The organism is Deltaproteobacteria bacterium, assembly GCA_019309545.1.
Taxonomy (GTDB): domain Bacteria; phylum Desulfobacterota; class Desulfobaccia; order Desulfobaccales; family Desulfobaccaceae; genus Desulfobacca_B.
This window is the reverse complement of sequence record JAFDGA010000001.1, coordinates 1-16361: the sequence shown is the minus strand read 5'-3', so window position 1 is coordinate 16361 and position 16361 is coordinate 1. Positions and strand designations below refer to the sequence as shown.

At 53.8% G+C, this 16361-nt stretch carries 19 protein-coding genes; 11 read left to right on the top strand and 8 right to left on the bottom strand.

The genetic code is table 11. From position 1 onward, the window contains the following. Positions 1-35: 35 nt before the first annotated feature. Complete coding sequence (locus JRG72_00095; protein MBW2133622.1) at positions 36-926, bottom strand: metallophosphoesterase; 891 nt, start codon at positions 924-926, stop codon at positions 36-38. 35 nt (positions 927-961) lie between these two features. Next, positions 962-1546 (bottom strand): imidazoleglycerol-phosphate dehydratase HisB, encoded by a 585-nt coding sequence (gene hisB / locus JRG72_00090; GenBank protein MBW2133621.1) that lies wholly within the window; start codon positions 1544-1546, stop codon positions 962-964. Between the two features lie 191 nt (positions 1547-1737). On the opposite strand from hisB, the gene JRG72_00085 reads away from it, so the two are divergent. Then, positions 1738-2475, top strand: coding sequence for a DUF1573 domain-containing protein (locus JRG72_00085; GenBank protein MBW2133620.1), 738 nt, complete (start codon positions 1738-1740; stop codon positions 2473-2475). Here the strand turns inward: JRG72_00085 and JRG72_00080 are convergent. Beyond that, on the bottom strand, positions 2448-3071 hold the full coding sequence (locus JRG72_00080; protein MBW2133619.1) for a hypothetical protein: 624 nt from the start codon (positions 3069-3071) through the stop codon (positions 2448-2450). The two genes, JRG72_00085 and JRG72_00080, sit on opposite strands and share 28 nt — an antisense overlap. Positions 3072-3265: 194 nt before the next feature. Here JRG72_00080 and JRG72_00075 point away from each other — a divergent pair, with 194 nt between their 5' ends. From JRG72_00075 to JRG72_00050, 6 genes are all read left to right on the top strand, one after another. Next, positions 3266-5179, top strand: coding sequence for a fructose 1,6-bisphosphatase (locus tag JRG72_00075; GenBank protein MBW2133618.1), 1914 nt, complete (start codon positions 3266-3268; stop codon positions 5177-5179). Positions 5180-5214: 35 nt separating this feature from the next. Beyond that, positions 5215-6210: a potassium channel protein gene (locus JRG72_00070; protein ID MBW2133617.1), complete on the top strand. Its 996-nt coding sequence runs from the start codon at positions 5215-5217 to the stop codon at positions 6208-6210. A gap of 62 nt (positions 6211-6272) precedes the next feature. Next, positions 6273-6989, top strand: coding sequence for a metal-dependent hydrolase (locus tag JRG72_00065; GenBank protein ID MBW2133616.1), 717 nt, complete (start codon positions 6273-6275; stop codon positions 6987-6989). Positions 6990-7094: 105 nt separating this feature from the next. After that, positions 7095-8753, top strand: coding sequence for a single-stranded-DNA-specific exonuclease RecJ (recJ, locus tag JRG72_00060; GenBank protein MBW2133615.1), 1659 nt, complete (start codon positions 7095-7097; stop codon positions 8751-8753). Positions 8754-8908: 155 nt separating this feature from the next. Next, positions 8909-9328 (top strand): single-stranded DNA-binding protein, encoded by a 420-nt coding sequence (locus JRG72_00055; protein ID MBW2133614.1) that lies wholly within the window; start codon positions 8909-8911, stop codon positions 9326-9328. A gap of 62 nt (positions 9329-9390) precedes the next feature. Next, positions 9391-10035, top strand: a complete 645-nt coding sequence (locus tag JRG72_00050; protein ID MBW2133613.1) for a HEAT repeat domain-containing protein — start codon at positions 9391-9393, stop codon at positions 10033-10035. A gap of 298 nt (positions 10036-10333) precedes the next feature. Here the strand turns inward: JRG72_00050 and pgeF are convergent, their stop codons facing one another. After that, a complete protein-coding gene (gene pgeF / locus JRG72_00045) occupies positions 10334-11116 on the bottom strand; it encodes a peptidoglycan editing factor PgeF (protein ID MBW2133612.1) in 783 nt (260 codons plus the stop codon). 280 nt (positions 11117-11396) lie between these two features. Between pgeF and JRG72_00040 the strand changes: the two genes are divergently transcribed. The 3 genes from JRG72_00040 (at position 11397) to JRG72_00030 (ending at position 12999) form a co-directional block, all read left to right on the top strand. Then, complete coding sequence (locus JRG72_00040) at positions 11397-11948, top strand: hypothetical protein (protein ID MBW2133611.1); 552 nt, start codon at positions 11397-11399, stop codon at positions 11946-11948. Positions 11949-11965: 17 nt separating this feature from the next. Further along, positions 11966-12235, top strand: a complete 270-nt coding sequence (locus tag JRG72_00035) for a zinc ribbon domain-containing protein (GenBank protein MBW2133610.1) — start codon at positions 11966-11968, stop codon at positions 12233-12235. A gap of 185 nt (positions 12236-12420) precedes the next feature. Further along, the gene (locus JRG72_00030) at positions 12421-12999 is read left to right on the top strand and encodes a hypothetical protein (protein ID MBW2133609.1); all 579 of its coding nucleotides are present in this window, start codon (positions 12421-12423) and stop codon (positions 12997-12999) included. Positions 13000-13011: 12 nt separating this feature from the next. Here the strand turns inward: JRG72_00030 and JRG72_00025 are convergent, their stop codons facing one another. The 4 genes from JRG72_00025 to JRG72_00010 all read right to left on the bottom strand — a co-directional run bounded on the left by JRG72_00025 (position 13012) and on the right by JRG72_00010 (position 15618). After that, positions 13012-13776: an amidohydrolase family protein gene (locus tag JRG72_00025; GenBank protein ID MBW2133608.1), complete on the bottom strand. Its 765-nt coding sequence runs from the start codon at positions 13774-13776 to the stop codon at positions 13012-13014. 9 nt (positions 13777-13785) lie between these two features. Continuing rightward, positions 13786-14127: a hypothetical protein gene (locus JRG72_00020; GenBank protein MBW2133607.1), complete on the bottom strand. Its 342-nt coding sequence runs from the start codon at positions 14125-14127 to the stop codon at positions 13786-13788. A gap of 25 nt (positions 14128-14152) precedes the next feature. Further along, positions 14153-14662, bottom strand: coding sequence for a Slp family lipoprotein (locus JRG72_00015; protein ID MBW2133606.1), 510 nt, complete (start codon positions 14660-14662; stop codon positions 14153-14155). Between the two features lie 512 nt (positions 14663-15174). Next, positions 15175-15618, bottom strand: a complete 444-nt coding sequence (locus JRG72_00010; protein ID MBW2133605.1) for a hypothetical protein — start codon at positions 15616-15618, stop codon at positions 15175-15177. 256 nt (positions 15619-15874) lie between these two features. Here JRG72_00010 and JRG72_00005 point away from each other — a divergent pair, with 256 nt between their 5' ends. Continuing rightward, entirely contained in the window at positions 15875-16051 is a 177-nt protein-coding gene (locus JRG72_00005) for a hypothetical protein (GenBank protein MBW2133604.1), read from the top strand. Positions 16052-16361: the final 310 nt, after the last annotated feature.

Below are 16361 nucleotides of genomic sequence, written 5' to 3'. Positions count from 1 at the left end.
ATCCAGGCTTCCGGGAAAATCAACCAGGTTGCTGGTCAGACCCGCCACAGATGGTTGACGGCGGCTATCCTGCCCTCGGGGAACAGGGTCAGCAACCCCCAACCACAGCCGGCATGACCCCAATCAGAGACCTCTAACTGGGGCTCGGGACATTGGGCCGGGGTTCCTTGCCGTACATCAGGCCCCGGCCAGCCCAGGGCCGGCATTCCCTGGAAGGTCCAGTTCTTTTGCCGGTTCTGCAGCTCATGGTGGACATGGCCATGCAGGAACGTCACCTGGGTAAAGACGGAAAGCCGGTCCTGGACCTCCTGCCCGTCCTCGGTCCAGTAGTGCCAGGGTTTATAAAGCAGATAGAGCGGGGCGTGGGAGCACACTACCAGCGGCGTCGAGGGCGAAATCCGGGCCAGTTCGGCCGCCAGCCATTGCTGTTGGGCGCGGCCCACTCGAAATCCCCCGCCTCCGTCCGGGCCATCCTCCCAAGCCGTATGGATTCCCAAGAAATGAAAGCCCTGGCAATTAAAGGAAAATCGCGGGCTGCCAAAGCGGACCGCCCAGGGCTGGTCAGGCCCAAAAGAGCCGTCATGCTCGCCCATCAGCAGCCACCGCGGGGCCTTGAGGTCGCTAAGGATTTTCCGGCCTAATTCCAGGGCTTCAGGGTGGCCGGTATGGGCCAGGTCTCCTCCGAACAATACCAGGTCCGGCAGCGGCCGCAGGGCGTTGATCTCAGTAACGGCCCGAATTAGGGCCCGGGCCTGGGGCCGCTGGGCCTGGCCGTCGACCAGGTGTGCATCAGATAGATAGGCTAGCCGCAGAGGCGATTTGGCCCAGGCCGGGGGCGTCCCCCAGGAAAGATAAGGCAATCGGCTTGCCAGCCACCCGGCTACCAGGCCCTGGCCCAATTTTTTGAGGAACTCCCGACGCTGCATGGGTCTTACCCCTTTATAACCGCTTGAAACCAGAGTTATAACATGCCCTTAGTGGAAGGCACCCCCGCAAGCCTGGGCTCCGGGGAGGTTGCCTGATCCAGCGCCCGGCCTGCGGCCTTGAAAATCGCCTCAATTATATGATGCGTATTTTCTCCGTAAGGCACCTGGATGTGCAGAGTCAGGCCGGCATGCTGGGCCACGGCCCGCCAGAATTCTTTGACCAGCTGCGGGTCAAAACGGCCGCCGCCGGGCAAAAAGTTTACCTGGTAGACCAGCAAAGGGCGATTGCTCAGATCCACCGTTACCTGGGCCAGAGTTTCATCCATCGGCACTACGGCCCGACCATAACGGCGGACGCCAGGACGTTCCTGGGTCGCCTGCCGCAGGGCCTGGCCCAAACAGATGCCAATATCCTCCACCGTGTGATGATCATCGACCTCCAAGTCGCCTCGGGCTTTGAGGTTCAGGTCGAAAAAACCATGGGCCGCAAACAGATGTAACATATGATCCAAAAAGGGGATGCCGGAATCAAGTTCCGCTTTCCCCTCACCATCCAGTTCCAGCTCCAGATCGATTTCGGTCTCTCGGGTCTGGCGGTAAACACGGGCTTTCGGCGACATGGTGCCAGTCTCCTTCCCCTTTGGAAAGTTAGTTGTAATCTTCCCAGCCTTTTTATAATATAAAAATTTAACTCAGATTTCTAATATTTTGTCAGCTCTGGCCTGGGACGGTCCCCCGGCTTTCCCATCAAATTAACCTTTTGAAGGCTCGGAGTAATAATTCTAAATACCAAAGCAGGAGTTAATCAGGAATGCCATTGCTCAGGATTTTCAGCCCCAGGTCGACATTTCTAAGGGTAATCAGCGGAATCTGTTGGGCAGGATGGATAATAACTGCCAGTCCGGCTGCAGCCAACCCGGGGCCCCAGATAGTCCTGTCGGAAACCAGGTTTAATATCGGCGAGGTATACGAAGATCAACCTCTGAGCCATACCTATGAGTTCAAAAACGCCGGTGATGAGACTTTGGTGATCAAACACATCGAACCGGACTGTGCTTGCACCACGACTGATTATGATAAACGTCTGCCTCCGGGAGAAGTCGGGAAAATTACCCTGACCATTGAGCCATACTCAGTAATCCATCAGTTCTGCAAAAAGGCCGAGGTCTTCAGCAACGATCCCCAGCGGCCGGTGGTCGTAATCGAGCTCTGTGGCCATGCCAAACCATTCATCGAGATCCAGCCCGGCCACATCATCCGCTTCCGGGGGAACGTCGAGGAACCCCAGACGGCCCGAATCCGCCTCATTTCCAACCTGCTGACGCCGTTGGAACTCATCGGCTACCAGACTGACATCCCCGATAAAATAAACGTTGCCATCGAAGCCGAGAATCCTGGCAAGAGCTTTGTGATCCAGGTGAGCAACAAATATCGCCAGATCGGCAGGTATAAGGGGAAAATTATCATCACCACCAGCAGTGACAAGCGGCCACGCCTGATCCTGCGGGTATTTGCGGATCTTTATCCGTCTTCGGCCAAGACTCCCTGATCCACCGGCAGATCGGACTGGATGGAGTCTGTCCGGGGGGCAGGCGGCGGCAGCAGCATCTCATTGAGTAGATTGCCGGCAAAGCGACGTAGCACTTGGCGCACCATCAACTCCGGCTCCATGGAGGTTGGGTAGCGGGGATTGATCGGCAGGGAGATCTGGACCTGATCTGCAAAGGCGAAGACGACTTCCGGACCTCGGCGAATCTCGCCGGCGACGCTCAGAGCCGCGGAGCTCTTGCCACTCACCAAACGGAGCACCGGCCCCCGCAGGTAGAGTTGTGCTACCTGACCGGAGAGCGTACAGTCGGCACCTTCAGCTTTAAGGGTAAGGCCATTATTTTCCAGGGCGGAGACCAATTCCTCCTGAAATATCCGGGCGGCCAGGGACTTGTCCACCCCGGACACTTTTTCCAGCGCAAAATCCTCCAGGCGATAACTCTCCTGGGCCGCCTTAAAATCGGGCGACTGATAGTAAAAGGTCAGATAGCGGCCCGGGGCTAGCGGCAGCCCCTGAAGCATCTGAGGATGCCAGGTCCGGCTGCATCCCCAACAGGCCACCGAACACATCATAACCACCATTATTGCTCGCTGCATGTCCTTTTCCATATCATAAAATTCCAGAGTTTGACAAGGAATTCCCTGAATAATACAGGAACAACAATAGTTTTGTAACCCAATCGATGAGATTTAAGAATTTGCCATGCCTGTTAAAAAGTTATATAAAAGAGGAAACACATATAACAATTCAGCCGAGACAGGGTTAGGTTCCTGATCGGAAGGGGGTAGCGATGGAAGGCGATAAACTTACTCTCTCGGTAATCAAGGCTGACATCGGTGGCTATGTTGGACATAGTAGTTGTCATCCGCGAGTCCTGGAGGCCGCCCAGGACGCTTTACAAGATGCCGTGGCGCGGGGACTTCTGATCGATGGTCAGGCGCTGCATTGCGGTGACGATGTCCAGCTGATCATGACCCACCGCCGGGGGGTCGAGGACACGGAAATTCACCGCTTTGCCTGGAACACCTTTGAGCAGCTCACCGAGCTGGCCAGAGAGATGAAACTTTACGGCGCCGGCCAGGACCTGTTAGCCGATACCTTTTCCGGGAACATCAAGGGCATGGGCCCGGGGGTGGCTGAGCTGAGCTTTGTGGAGCGTCCCAGTGAACCGGTGGTCATCTTCATGGCTGACAAGACTTCTCCTGGAGCCTGGAACCTGCCGCTGTTTAAAATCTTTGCGGACCCGTTTAATACCATCGGCCTGGTTATTGATCCCTCTATGCATCGTGGCTTCCGATTCCAGGTGTTGGATGTTATTGAACACAAAACCTGGCTACTCTCCTGCCCTGAAGATATGTACGATCTGCTGGTTCTGATCGGCGCCCCTGGCCGTTATCTGATCGAGGCAATCTATCGTAAAAAAGACGGCGAGATCGGGGCCGTTGCCTCTACCCAGAAATTGGGACTGCTCGCCGGCCGCTACATTGGTAAGGATGACCCGGTATTGATTGTCCGATCACAGTCCGGTTTTCCGGCCCTGGGGGAAATTTTGGAAACCTTTGCCTTCCCTCATCTGGTGGAGGGTTGGATGCGCGGCTCCCATCATGGGCCGATCATGCCAGTGGCCTTTAAAGATGCCAATCCCTCCCGGTTTGACGGACCGCCCCGGGTGATCGCGGCGGGTTACCAGCTCTGCCACGGGAAACTGATCGGGCCGCGGGACCTCTTCGATGACCCCAGTTTTGATGAGGCCCGCCGCCAAGCCAATCTGGTGGCCGATTATATGCGGCGTCATGGCCCCTTCCAACCCCATCGCCTCCATCTCCAGGATATGGAATATACAACTTTGCCTCAGGTGATGGCTTTTATCTTTACCAAATCAGTTCTTCCCCGCCGCGCCGAACTGGAAGCCCAGATCCAGCAAAAATACCCGGAACTTCGGGAAGTCCGGGTGGTTGATCCGGGTCTGCGCGACTATGATGCCATCGAAAAAAGCATTGCCCGGGAAGCGGCCCATTACCTCGAAAAGATTGTTGCATCCGGTATCCGGGTGGCCATTTCCGGCGGCCGCACGCTGTATTCGATGATCACCTTCCTGGAACCTGGAAAATTTTCCGGGATCAAACTATATCCGCTGTCCATGACCCCCATCTTCACCATGCCGGGGCTGACCGCCAATGCCCTGGTAAGCATGATGGGGACCAAATATCCAGAAGCCACTGCTTATAACTTACCTTCTCATCCGGTGGCCTCCCGGCAGGAATATGAACAGCAGCTCCTGTCCACTCCAGAAACATTTGATATCTATAAAGATATCTGGGAAGCCGAGATCATGTTTGTGGGCATCGGCTCGGTCCAGGTCCGTAGCCCCGGTTTCATTGCCCTGGCCAGTCAGGAGTTGGGTTTGAGCGCGGCGCAGTTGGCCGATCTGGGGATAGTGGCGGAGATTAACCATAATCCGATCGGGGCCGATGGCGAACCCCTGACCACCTTTGAGGATCCAGCCTTACAAACCCTAAGCCAACGAATGATCGGGGTCAGTCCGATGGAATTGCGGGAGCGCGCCGCCCGTCCGGATCGGTATGTGGTAGGGGTGGCCGGGGGCCAGGAAAAGATAGAGGCTATCCGCGCCGTGCTGAAAGGCAAGTACCTAAATGTCCTGATTACCGACGCCTATGTTGCCGAGGCATTGTTAAAAGAATAACTCGAAAGCAGAAGGGCATTAAAAAATAATCGAAGATGACCAGTTTCAAACGGACGCTCATCGGCCTTGCCTTTCTGCTCATCATCATCTTACTGGGTACCCTGGGGTTTGTCTTAATCGAGGGCTGGGCCTTTTTTGAGGGTCTTTACATGACGGTCATCACCCTGACCACTGTGGGTTTTGGGGAAGTGAGCCCCCTTTCCAAACCAGGTCGGGTTTTTACCATCATGCTCATATTTTTAGGTATGGGCTTTTTGGTTTATGTGACCGGGTCGCTGGCCCAGGTGATCGTGGAGGGACAGCTCCGAGAATTCTTGGGAAGGCGAAGATTGGAAAAAGAGATTCAGAAATTAAAAAATCACTTTATCATCTGCGGTTTTGGCCGGTTCGGGCAAGTGATTGTCGGGGAACTTCGGAAAGCAGGGGTTCCCCTGGTGGTGATAGACAATCGCCCCGAGATCATCACCAAATTAGACCGGGCGGGCTATTTATATATCGCGGGCAATGCCACGGACGAGGAGGTCTTACAAACCGCGGGATTGAATCGGGCCCGGGGGCTGGTGGCGGCGGTATATTCAGATGCTGACAATGTCTATATCGTCCTCACTGCCCGGACCCTTAACCCCCAACTGTTGATCGCCGCCCGGGCCCGAGAGGAAAGCTCGGAGCTGAAGCTGTTTCGGGCCGGGGCCGATAAAGTGGTAGCCCCACATGCGATCGGCGGCCATCGGTTAGCCCAAACGATTCTGCGTCCCACCGTAGTCGATTTCATTGAGATTGCCATGAAAGGTGGGGTGAACCTGACTTTGGAGGAAATCCCGGTAGGAGGGACTTCGGAGATCATCGGTCTCCCTCTCAGAGATTCTGGCATTCGCCAAAAGCTCGACCTGATCATTGTGGCCATCAAACGGGCCGACGGCCAGATGCTGTTCAATCCCCGGCCTGATACCCCCATTCTGTTGGGAGACACCTTGATTGCCATCGGCCCTCGGAACAACCTGGATCGTCTGACCGAGATTTTGAAGCCTTGAGTTTTGGAACGGCAGCGCTCGGCCTTTTCCGATGATTCCAGTTTCTGCAACAGGAGGAACCCATGACTAGCGCGGTAATTGGCAAAGGGGTGAAGATCACTTTTTACGGCCAGTCCGCCTTTCAACTGGCGGGAGCCGGAAGCAAGGTCCTGATCGATCCCTGGCTAGACAATCCCTTATTACAGACCCCGATTTCTAAGTTGGGGGCGGTGCAATTGATCCTGGTGACCCATGCTCATGCCGATCATCTGGGCAATACCATCGAAATTGCCCAGCAGACCGGAGCGACGGTAGTGGCCATCCACGAATTGGCGTATTATCTGGCCGGGAAAGGGGTTGCTCAGGTCATCGGGATGAATAAAGGGGGAACCTGTAGTGCGGCGGGGGTGAAAGTGACCATGACCCAGGCCCTGCACTCCTCCAGTCTGGAAGAGAGCGGCCAGCTCCTGCCCGCTGGAGATCCCGCGGGCTTTGTGGTAGAGTTCAACAACGGTTTCCGGGCTTATCATGCCGGGGACACCGCGGTGTTCAAAGACATGGAACTGATCCGAGAGCTTTACCGGCCCGAGGTGGCGATGCTGCCCATCGGCAGCCATTACGTTATGAGTCCGGCAGAGGCCGCGGTGGCCTGCCGGATGCTGCAGCCCAAGTTTGTCATCCCCATGCACTATGGGACTTTCCCGGTGCTGACCGGCACTCCGGAAGAACTGGGAAGCTTACTTAAAGATCAGCCTGATGTTCAATTGGTGGTCCTGAAACCGGGGGAATCGGTCGAATAAAGCTCCGCCCCTCGCAGCCGCAAACCAAACCTCAAAAACGAGAAGATGATTCGCCGCCAACAGGATTGGATATTCTCTAGCTGCTGTCCGAAACAGATCCGGGCTTTGAGTGAGCGTCACCAACTGCCGGAGCTGGTGGCCCGGATTCTGCTTAACCGGGGTCTGGAAGAGGCCGACGATATTGAAGCCTTTTTAGATCCAACCCTTAACCGGATGGTATCGCCGCTGGAGCTCCGTGATCTGGATCCGGCCCTGGAGCGTTTGACCCGAGCAGTGTTTCAGAGCCAACCAGTAGTGGTCTATGGCGACTACGATGCCGATGGCTTGACCGCCACCGCCTTATTGCTGCAATTTTTCCGAGGCCTGGGATTGCCTGCTACGGGGTATATTCCCGATCGACTGACTGAGGGTTATGGTTTGCATGGCACAGTACTGGCCGATCTGGCCCGCCAGGCCCAGATCCTGATTACGGTGGATTGTGGCAGCAGCAATGCCGCGGAGGTCGCCCAAGCCCAAAGATTGGGGCTGGAGGTAATCATTACCGACCACCATGAAGTGCCCGACTGTTTGCCTCCGGCCGCGGCGGTGATCAATCCCAAACGTCCTGATTGTCCGTATCCCTTCAAAGAATTGGCCGGAGTCGGAGTAGCTCTTAACCTGGCTATCGGTCTCCGTACCCGGCTTAGAGAGCAGGGCTGGTTTGCCAACCGGCCCGAACCCAACCTCCGGGCCTATCTCGATCTGGTGGCGCTGGGCACCGCCGCTGACGTGGTGCCGCTCATCGGCCAGAACCGGATTCTGACCAGCCAGGGTCTCAAGGTGCTGGAAGAAACCACCCGGCCTGGCCTGATAGCTCTGAAAGAGGTGGCCGGGCTGGAGGGCCGGCCTCTGGGTTTACGGGACGTGGTCTTTCGGCTGGCCCCCCGGATCAATGCCGCCGGACGTCTGGGTCAGGCGCGGCTGGCGCTGGAACTGCTGCTCACCGATGATCTGGATCAGGCCCGGCGGCTGGCCCGCCATCTGCACGACCTCAATCAACAACGCCAGGCCCTGGAAGAAGCCATCTTGCAAGAGGCCGAAACCCAGATTCAGCGACAGGGGTTACTGAAAAGCCCGGCCTTGATACTGGCGGGCGAAGGTTGGCATCCCGGAGTGATTGGCATTGTCGCGGCACGGTTGGCCGAAACCTATTTCCGACCCGTAGCCCTAGTCGGACTCCAGGACGGTGTCGGCAAGGGCTCGGCCCGCTCTATTGCTCCTTTCCACCTTTATCATGGTCTCAAGGCCTGTCAACCCTATCTGCTTAAATTCGGCGGCCATAGTGCCGCGGCCGGATTTACCCTGCTGGCTGACCAGTTAGGTGCCTTTCGGACCGCCTTTGAGAAGTCAGTGATCAAGACCCTGGGGCTGCAATTACCACGTCCTACCTTACCGGTCGATGCCCAGGTTAGCTTAGAGGAATTGGATGACGAATTCTTCCACCACCTGGAGCGTCTCCGTCCCTTCGGCCAGGGTAACCCCGAACCAGTGTTAGCCTGCCTGGAAGTCGAGGTGCTGAATTCCTGGGTGGTGGGCGACCGCCATCTCAAACTGCAACTGGCCGGGCCGGAGAAAATCGACACCATCGCCTTTGATAAAGCCAGTTACCATCCCTTACGCGGTTCGGTAGACCTGGCCTTCAGTCCCCGTCTGGCCCATTTCCAAGGCAGACCATTGAAAGAACTGCGGATACGGGATTTTGGGAAAATATCCACTGCGGCTTAATGCTCTTTTCGGTTTTCGGTTACAATAAATTTTATAATTAGTTATCGGCATTCAGCCACAAGTTTCTTGCCAGTTTGACAAATTTATGGTAGAGATGATTGTATTTGTGATAAATGTAACTTACTCTTTATGGCCCAACAATTATTGGAGGCCAGATGGCTGCTAGAGGAATTAATAAGGTTATTCTGATCGGCCACCTGGGAGCTGATCCAGAGCTCCGCTATACTGCTAACGGCACCGCGGTAGCCCGCTTCAACCTGGCCACTACCGAAGGTTACATAGACAAAGATGGCAACCGCCAGGAATGGACTGAGTGGCACCGCATCGTCGCTTGGCGGAAATTGGCGGAAATCTGCGGGCAGTATCTGTCGAAGGGCAAACAGGTTTATATCGAGGGCCGGCTAAGGACACGTTCCTGGGAGCAGGATGGGGTTAAGCGATATACCACAGAAATCGAGGCTCGGGATATGCAAATGCTGGGCAGCGCCCAGGACCGCCCGGGACCACGGGAGGCGGAAGCGCCCTTCCCACCTCCCCAGGGAGGGCCGCTGGACGAAGACGACATCCCGTTCTGAGAGACAGGGGTTTCTGGCAGCACTGACCAGAGATCTCTATAAACCGTCCGGTAAAGGAATTTATGACCACCAAACACAAAATCAAACGGGAAAAAGTAACTGCCTATCTGCTGAATGGTGATTTTGCTTCCTTGGTCGAGCTTGCGGGACGGGAACCAGTGGTGAGCTCAATACTGCTCCAACTGACTTTTGCTCTGGATGATCCTTTAAGTTGGCGGGCGGTGGAAGGATTGGGATACTTGGCTGAGGCTCACCCTGAAAGGGTAAAAACCATTTTGGGCCGGCTTTGGTGGCTCTTAAACGAGGACTCCGGCAGTTTCGGCTGGGGGGCGCCGGCCGTTCTGGGTGAGATCGGCCGTAGAAATTACAGTCTGGTTGCCGACACCGTTGAAATGCTGTTTTCCTATTTGGATGAGGAGTTTTCGAGATCGCCGATGCTCTGGGGTCTGGGACGCATGGGGCAGACCCACCCCGAGATAGTCCGGGAGGCCATTCCCCAGATCATGGAGTTTCTCCATGATGCCGATCCGCAAGTGCGAGGTCATGCCGCCTGGTGCCTGGGAGTAAATGGGGCCGGGGAGGGAGTGGGACCGCTGGCCCGGCTCGCCAGCGATGCCGAGCCAGTGAAACTCTACGAAAACGGGGAGTTGCGGCAAACCACGGTGGGGGAGATCGCCCGAGAAGCTCTGGCTCGCTTGGAATCTTGAGTACAGTTCAAACAGCAGCTGAAAACTGGCGCTGGTAAATTAATCAGGAAAGGAAGGGTTCATCAGACATGTGGCTGGCAATCATTGCTTTTTTGGTGGGAGTTTTTGTTGGTTATAAATATCCCCAACAGGTTCAAAATGTAGTTGGATCAGGCAAGAAGATTTTTAATGATCTCAAAGAAAAATTCTCTAAAAAAGGGGAACCGCCTCGCCCCTAATATCATTGGTTTGTCTTTTGTCGATAATTGCCAAATCTTATATGGCTTGAAAACGACGGGGCGTTTTTTGCCCCGTCCCTTTACTTCCGGTCCAGCCTTAAGGCGATGACCGTAGCATTTCGACCGGTGTTCTGATTGCGCCGGTAAGAGAAAAACTCTGCGGCGTGGCAGCGACTACAAAGACCGGCCAACTGGATGTGGTCTGGACACACCCCGGCGGCTTGCAGCTGGTCCTGGCTGAGACGCCAGAGATCAAAATAGCGGTGCCGGGTTTGGTAAGCCCAGAAATTTTTGGGCAATTCCCGCCGATAATTGACGAATTCGGCACAGCAAGGGCCCAAGGAAGGACTGATGCTTACCCGCAGGGCTTCTGGCCGGGAGCCAAAGGTTTCTTTAAGCAGATACACCGCTTGGCCCAGAACGTTCTGGACGTTGCCTCGCCAGCCGCAATGCACATTAGCAATCACCTGCTGCTCGGGATCATAGAATAACACTGCCTGACAATCGGCCTGTTTCACCATCAGACCCAGCCCGGGGACATTGGTAATGAGAATATCAATGCCCGGCGGTTCTTTTTGCCAAACTTGCCGTTTGCGGGTGGAAATAACCAGGGCATTTTTGCCATGCACCTGGCCCACACTCAACAATTCCGCCACACCCAGCGCCTCTCGGACAAGTTGCCGGTTGTATGACACCCGCTGCGGGTGATCACCGACCGAGAAGCTCAGATTCAGGCTGTGGTAAGGAGGTTGGCTTACTCCCCCTTGGCGGGTAAAAATTCCGTGCACCAGCTCCGGGAAGCCATTATAGTGAGCAAAACGATAATAAACCAGTGCGCCATGTTGTATCTGCCTTAAATTCACCGGTGTTGTCCCAGAATGGCTAGTCCGTAGAGGCAATTTAGTAAATGCTCCGGTTTGTGCCAGAAAAAAACCGGCTCTCCCCCAATCCCTTAAGGGGGGTTGGGAGGTGGGGCCGCCGGTCCCCCGGCCCTTTCCTCAAATTAACCTGTCACATGATCCCAGTAATAACTATATTATGCCATAAGTCGACGTTTATATAAAGAATTCGGTTGATTTAAGGGAAAACTATTGACAGAACAGGGATTAATGTTAACTTTTATCTTTGGGGAGGTGAGGGGCATTGGTCGGGCACACTTTTCATGCCGCGCACAAACAGATTCTCCGGGAGGCCGTAGTCATTGCTGAGGAAGTGACCAGCGACTTCTATAAACTGTCTCGGAGTCAGTGGCGGCAATTTCCTTATGATATCCTTACCTTGGAAAATTTACGACAGACAGAAATATCCGCTCATGCCCTGGCCCTGGTGGCAAAATATAATTGTTGTCGCCCCGGACAGATGCTCAGATCAGCCTACTTTGATTTATACCGCATCTGCCTTCAGGATCACAATATTCTCCGCAAATTAGCGGAAGGAGAAAACTTCAGCCTGTTGCCGCTGTTGGTTTATGTGGTTACCCATGAATTGGTCCACGTGGTTCGCTTCGGACATTTTTGCCAACTCTTCGAAGTTCCCGAGGCTGAGAAGACTGAGGAGGAAAGCCGGGTACATCGCCTTACCCAGCAAATCCTGGCTCCTTTGCAGATGCCACAACTGCCCGAAATTTTAAATTATTATAAAAATCAAGAAGTCACTAAGGCGCGCTATCAGCCCAGTGATTTCTTAAGTTGTTGAGGAGGAGGTTTGTTGATATGCCCATCTATGAGTACCAGTGCAGCGCTTGTGGTCAGGTAGTGGAGGAATGGCAAAAATTTTCTGACCCACCGTTGACCACCTGTCCAAGCTGTGGCGGGCCTTTGACCAAGCTCATCTCTCATAGTTCCTTTCATCTCAAGGGCAGCGGCTGGTATGTGACTGATTACCACCAGAAAAACCCGGGGAGCGCCAAGAGCAGCGAAACCCCGACGGAACCAAGCCCGCCGGATTCCCCCGAGAAACCGCCGGCGGCAAAATCTGACTAATGCCCAGTTGCTTTCAAAAAACTATTTTCCCTTTTCCGTAGGGGCGCAACTCATTGGGCCCCTGCAGGGCTTGATAAATTAAGGTCTTACAAAAATATCCATTTTAAATAATCAACCCGGTTTGAATCGGGACCTTGCTCCCGGCCCAGGCCGGAGGTTCATTGTAAGAAAAGGAAACCATTATTGTGGCGGAAATCAAGAGCGCTCTGGAACTGGCCCTGGAAAAGGCGGAGCGTCTGGGCCGGGCCACTGAACAAGAAATGCACGAGACGGAGTGCCGGGAGCGGGCCCGTCATTTAGCCGCCGATTTTCTGCGGGAAAAACTGGAACTGGATGAGGAACTCAAAAAGATCCCCCCTGAATCCCGCCCCCTGGTGGTGGCCACCATAAAAGAGGTGTTGCTCCGCAATATTACCCTGCCGCGTGAGGACGTCCTTCAGTTTACCGCCCAACGGGCCCAAGCCGGGATGTTACAAATCGCCCGGAATAAGAAAGCCATGCAACGCCTGCTGAATGAAGTGGCTCAGTTATGCAAGAATTTTGAACAGGTCCGACAAAAAAGCTTTGAGCAGCTCAAGGCCAGTTTTGCCAGCGGGTTAAATAATATTCAGCGAGCTCTCGAAACCCAAATGCACATGAAGGTCAAAATTGATGTGGAGCACACCCCCCAGTTTCGGGAGGAGTGGCGTAAATTTGAGGCTAATTTAATAGGCCAATTCGAGCCCTTACTGGAACAATACAAGTCCCAAATGGCCGCTCTCTAACCTAGGGAGATGTTAAGAAGGAATTTTCCGTTTATCCATCAGGCGCAGCCAGTTATCGGCAAAAATCGCCTGGGTCTCTTCCCGCGGCAGGCCCAAACTCAAAATCTTGTCCCGTTCGTACGCGGGATGGCCAAAGGGGTAATCACTGCCAAAAAATAACCGTTCGCTGCCATGCCGGTCGAGATAACTCCTGAGGTCAGCAAGAGTTGCCAAAGCCGTGTCGGCATAGATGCGGGAATGAGACCAGATGCCCGCCTGCTCTAAATGACGGAAACCGCCGTTCAAGGCTCCTAGATGAGGGATAATCACTGTCGCCTCCGGAGCCAGGATCTCTATAAAAAAAATAGTGTTGCTGGCCGTCTCTTCCAGCAAAATCGGCAATCCCAGCTCATGCACCCGGTCAAGAAAGGCGACGCAGCGAACATCCTCATAGTGGTATTCTGGTTCATCGGCGTGGCGATGCCACTTGATGGCGTAAAATTCTGGCCCCAGCTCGGCCTCGACGAAGTCGTTCCAGACAAAAAAATAAGGATATAACTTCAGTTCCGGATCCTGCAAGTCCCGCAGGTAACGATTGGCTTGCCGCCGTGTGGCTTGCCAGGCCGGATTATCCTCAAAATAATAGTCGAAGCGGTCGTAAATATCCTCCACCGGCGGGATCAGGCCCACTCCCGCAAACCCTGCATTGATCAGCAAAGGGCGGATTTGTTCAAACGGCAACGAGACGTTCTGCACGCCACAATGAACGTGACTGTCAATAATTCGGTAGCGGGCCATGACCAGCGCTCAACAGGTGAGATGAAAGGCGGCTGCCACCTTGCGGCTGCCGGACAATTGATTGAATCGGGCACAAGCCTCCCGGGTCGGCAGGGTCACCAATTTAATCTTGTGCTTACGCAAATAGTCTTCCAGGGCCTTGTCTACCTGCATCCGTCCTGGCATCCCGGTGCCTACCACCAGGATCTCGATCCCGGCGTTAAGGGCCTCCTGCACATCCTGAACCTGGAGCAGATGGCTGTGTTGACGCCACCAATCATCTCTGACCCGGTCCGGCAAGATCAGGACATCCTGGCGGTAGGTCCGCCCGTCAATGATGATCTGCCCAAAATCATAGGCTTCGATCTGCATGGTTTACCCTTCCTCTGACCATAGCTTAAAAACTGTGAATATATGGATCAAAATATGGCGGCTCATACCAGTGCTTATAAGGTGGCCGAAACCACTCTGGGGGCACAGTATACAGTTCAAACGGATACTCCCAAAGATAAATCTGCTTGGGAATGAGCAGCAGGGCTTTATCCTTCTGACCGCTCACCGTGCCCGCCACGGTTACCTTGCGGTTCTTGACGTAATAGCTTGTATTCAGGTATTGGGGGCTATGGACCACAAATTGGCCGCCTGACGGAGAATTATCCAACGGTCTGAACTTCGGACCCAATTGTTGTTGGCTGACCCATAGCCAACTGCCGCTATCGGCATAGGTCACCGCCATTACCTCGCCGCCCAAGACTACCACCTGCCCCCGCCATGTATCGGGATGGCTTTGCAGTTCTTCAAAACTCAAGCTGCGGTCAGCCTGGCTGAGTATCGACTGGGAGATCACCGGCCCGCAACTTCCCAGGCTCAGGCAAAGCAAAATGCCTACCAAGGCCCGGATATTCATTGCTTGCTCTCCTGAGTTACTTATCCCTGCCCTTAACTCCAAATTATCAGATTATTTTACCTTGGCAAGCAAATTTTGGTAAAATACATGTAGTGACCGAGGTCTGGCGCGGTTTAACCCTTGCTTATCTGAGCCGTTCAAGTACCATGGACATTACTGGTATTCATGACTATATTTTAATCAAACTTAAAATCAGGAGTCATGATGAGGGTATTGATTAGGGCAAAAAAATGGGCTTGGGCTTTGGCCGTACTGTTGATCCTGACCAGCTCCGGGACGGCTTGCGCCTGGTGGAGAGGGTATTCCCGTCCCCATAGACATTTCCGGCCACGCCCTGATTACTACCAGCCCCGAGGCGTTATCTCTAACCGCGACATCCACCTCCGAAGACCGTATTTCCACTATGGCCCCCAATACTACGGTCCTAATTGGAATCGCTATTGGAGGGGCGGCGGACTCTATCGATATCCTCCTCGAGGCGGATTGGTTATCATCATAAAATAACCAGCCGCTTATTTATGCTTCTTATCTATTCGCCATGGCCACGGGGTAACCCGCTGTTTTTTCATCTGGCCTGGAGGCATGGGGGCTCCGCCCCAGCCGGTTTTCTTCCCCTTAGACCAACCTGGCGGGGTCTTGTAATATTCCGGGCCGATCTCGCGAAAAATGGGAGGAATCCTTTGCACTCTTTTCCAGGGCCCCCGATAGGTTTCCCCATGGTACCAGTTACCCTGATGATAATAATAGTATTTTTTCCCATAGCGAAATAAATCGCCCGGCAAATCTGCCGAATCAGAAGCATATTCCACCCCATGCACCCCCTTTACCGGGTGCCATTGCGGTCCCTTTTGGGGGTGCGCCGGAGGGCCGGCCAGGCAATTTTGGATCCTAGGGCCATAAGCAAGGCAACCAACCATCACCATTAACGCTAACAAAAGCTTAATAATTCTGGACAACTGGTTTCCTCCTGCTTGATTTTTCACACTTTTTAATTATTAGCCCAAAGTTTAAGCATGATCAATTTTTGTCGTTAATTCTTTTGAGTGAGGGACTCTGCCGAACTAGCCGGCTTTCCAGATGGCCAACAGGCTCCCGATCAGCGCCAAGTATGAAATAATTTCATATTTTTAGTTGATTATGGTAAAAGAATTGTTGTAGAGTTGCAATAAAAAACCTAGCAAAAACCAAGGGGTAAGGCAGGGGGTGTGATGAATGGAAGCTTTCACTAAGAAACGTCCTTCGGTAGTGATATCTTTTACCGGGAAGACTCTCTATGAAGAGACCCAAGAGAGACGGAACCGATACTTAGGAATCCAACCTGAAGAACCTCAAAAACCCTTGGAGGAAAAGAAAGAAAAGGTATCCTGGTGGAAGAAGCTTTTTGGGTAGATTGTGGTTTGTGGCCCTGACCCGATGGCTATCTTTCCTCTTTGATTGGGATAGGTTTCAGGTGCCGCCCCATACCGGCACGGCCATTTAAGCAAGGCCGTTCATGGTTAGTGAAATGCCTTTGCTATGTGGGACATGGATTTAATTATTGCCAATGACCAAAGGCACCGTGGGCGGGTGTTCCCCTGCCCTCCCCGTCAAACTTAAATATGGGAACATCCCTCAGGCGGAATCAAGGCATGACTACCAATAACAAAATTACGCAAAACGATTATACCCTTTGCTCTGAAGAATATGGTATAATTAGTCT

Coding starts and splice junctions, on each gene's coding strand:
- JRG72_00055 (MBW2133614.1), top strand. CDS start 8,909: ATGGCTGCTAGAGGAATTAATAAGGTTATTCTGATCGGCCACCTGGGA.
- JRG72_00005 (MBW2133604.1), top strand. CDS start 15,875: ATGGAAGCTTTCACTAAGAAACGTCCTTCGGTAGTGATATCTTTTACC.
- JRG72_00070 (MBW2133617.1), top strand. CDS start 5,215: ATGACCAGTTTCAAACGGACGCTCATCGGCCTTGCCTTTCTGCTCATC.
- JRG72_00065 (MBW2133616.1), top strand. CDS start 6,273: ATGACTAGCGCGGTAATTGGCAAAGGGGTGAAGATCACTTTTTACGGC.
- JRG72_00075 (MBW2133618.1), top strand. CDS start 3,266: ATGGAAGGCGATAAACTTACTCTCTCGGTAATCAAGGCTGACATCGGT.
- JRG72_00080 (MBW2133619.1), bottom strand. CDS start 3,071: ATGCAGCGAGCAATAATGGTGGTTATGATGTGTTCGGTGGCCTGTTGG.
- JRG72_00095 (MBW2133622.1), bottom strand. CDS start 926: ATGCAGCGTCGGGAGTTCCTCAAAAAATTGGGCCAGGGCCTGGTAGCC.
- hisB (MBW2133621.1), bottom strand. CDS start 1,546: ATGTCGCCGAAAGCCCGTGTTTACCGCCAGACCCGAGAGACCGAAATC.
- JRG72_00015 (MBW2133606.1), bottom strand. CDS start 14,662: ATGAATATCCGGGCCTTGGTAGGCATTTTGCTTTGCCTGAGCCTGGGA.
- JRG72_00085 (MBW2133620.1), top strand. CDS start 1,738: ATGCCATTGCTCAGGATTTTCAGCCCCAGGTCGACATTTCTAAGGGTA.
- JRG72_00020 (MBW2133607.1), bottom strand. CDS start 14,127: ATGCAGATCGAAGCCTATGATTTTGGGCAGATCATCATTGACGGGCGG.
- JRG72_00050 (MBW2133613.1), top strand. CDS start 9,391: ATGACCACCAAACACAAAATCAAACGGGAAAAAGTAACTGCCTATCTG.
- JRG72_00025 (MBW2133608.1), bottom strand. CDS start 13,776: ATGGCCCGCTACCGAATTATTGACAGTCACGTTCATTGTGGCGTGCAG.
- JRG72_00035 (MBW2133610.1), top strand. CDS start 11,966: ATGCCCATCTATGAGTACCAGTGCAGCGCTTGTGGTCAGGTAGTGGAG.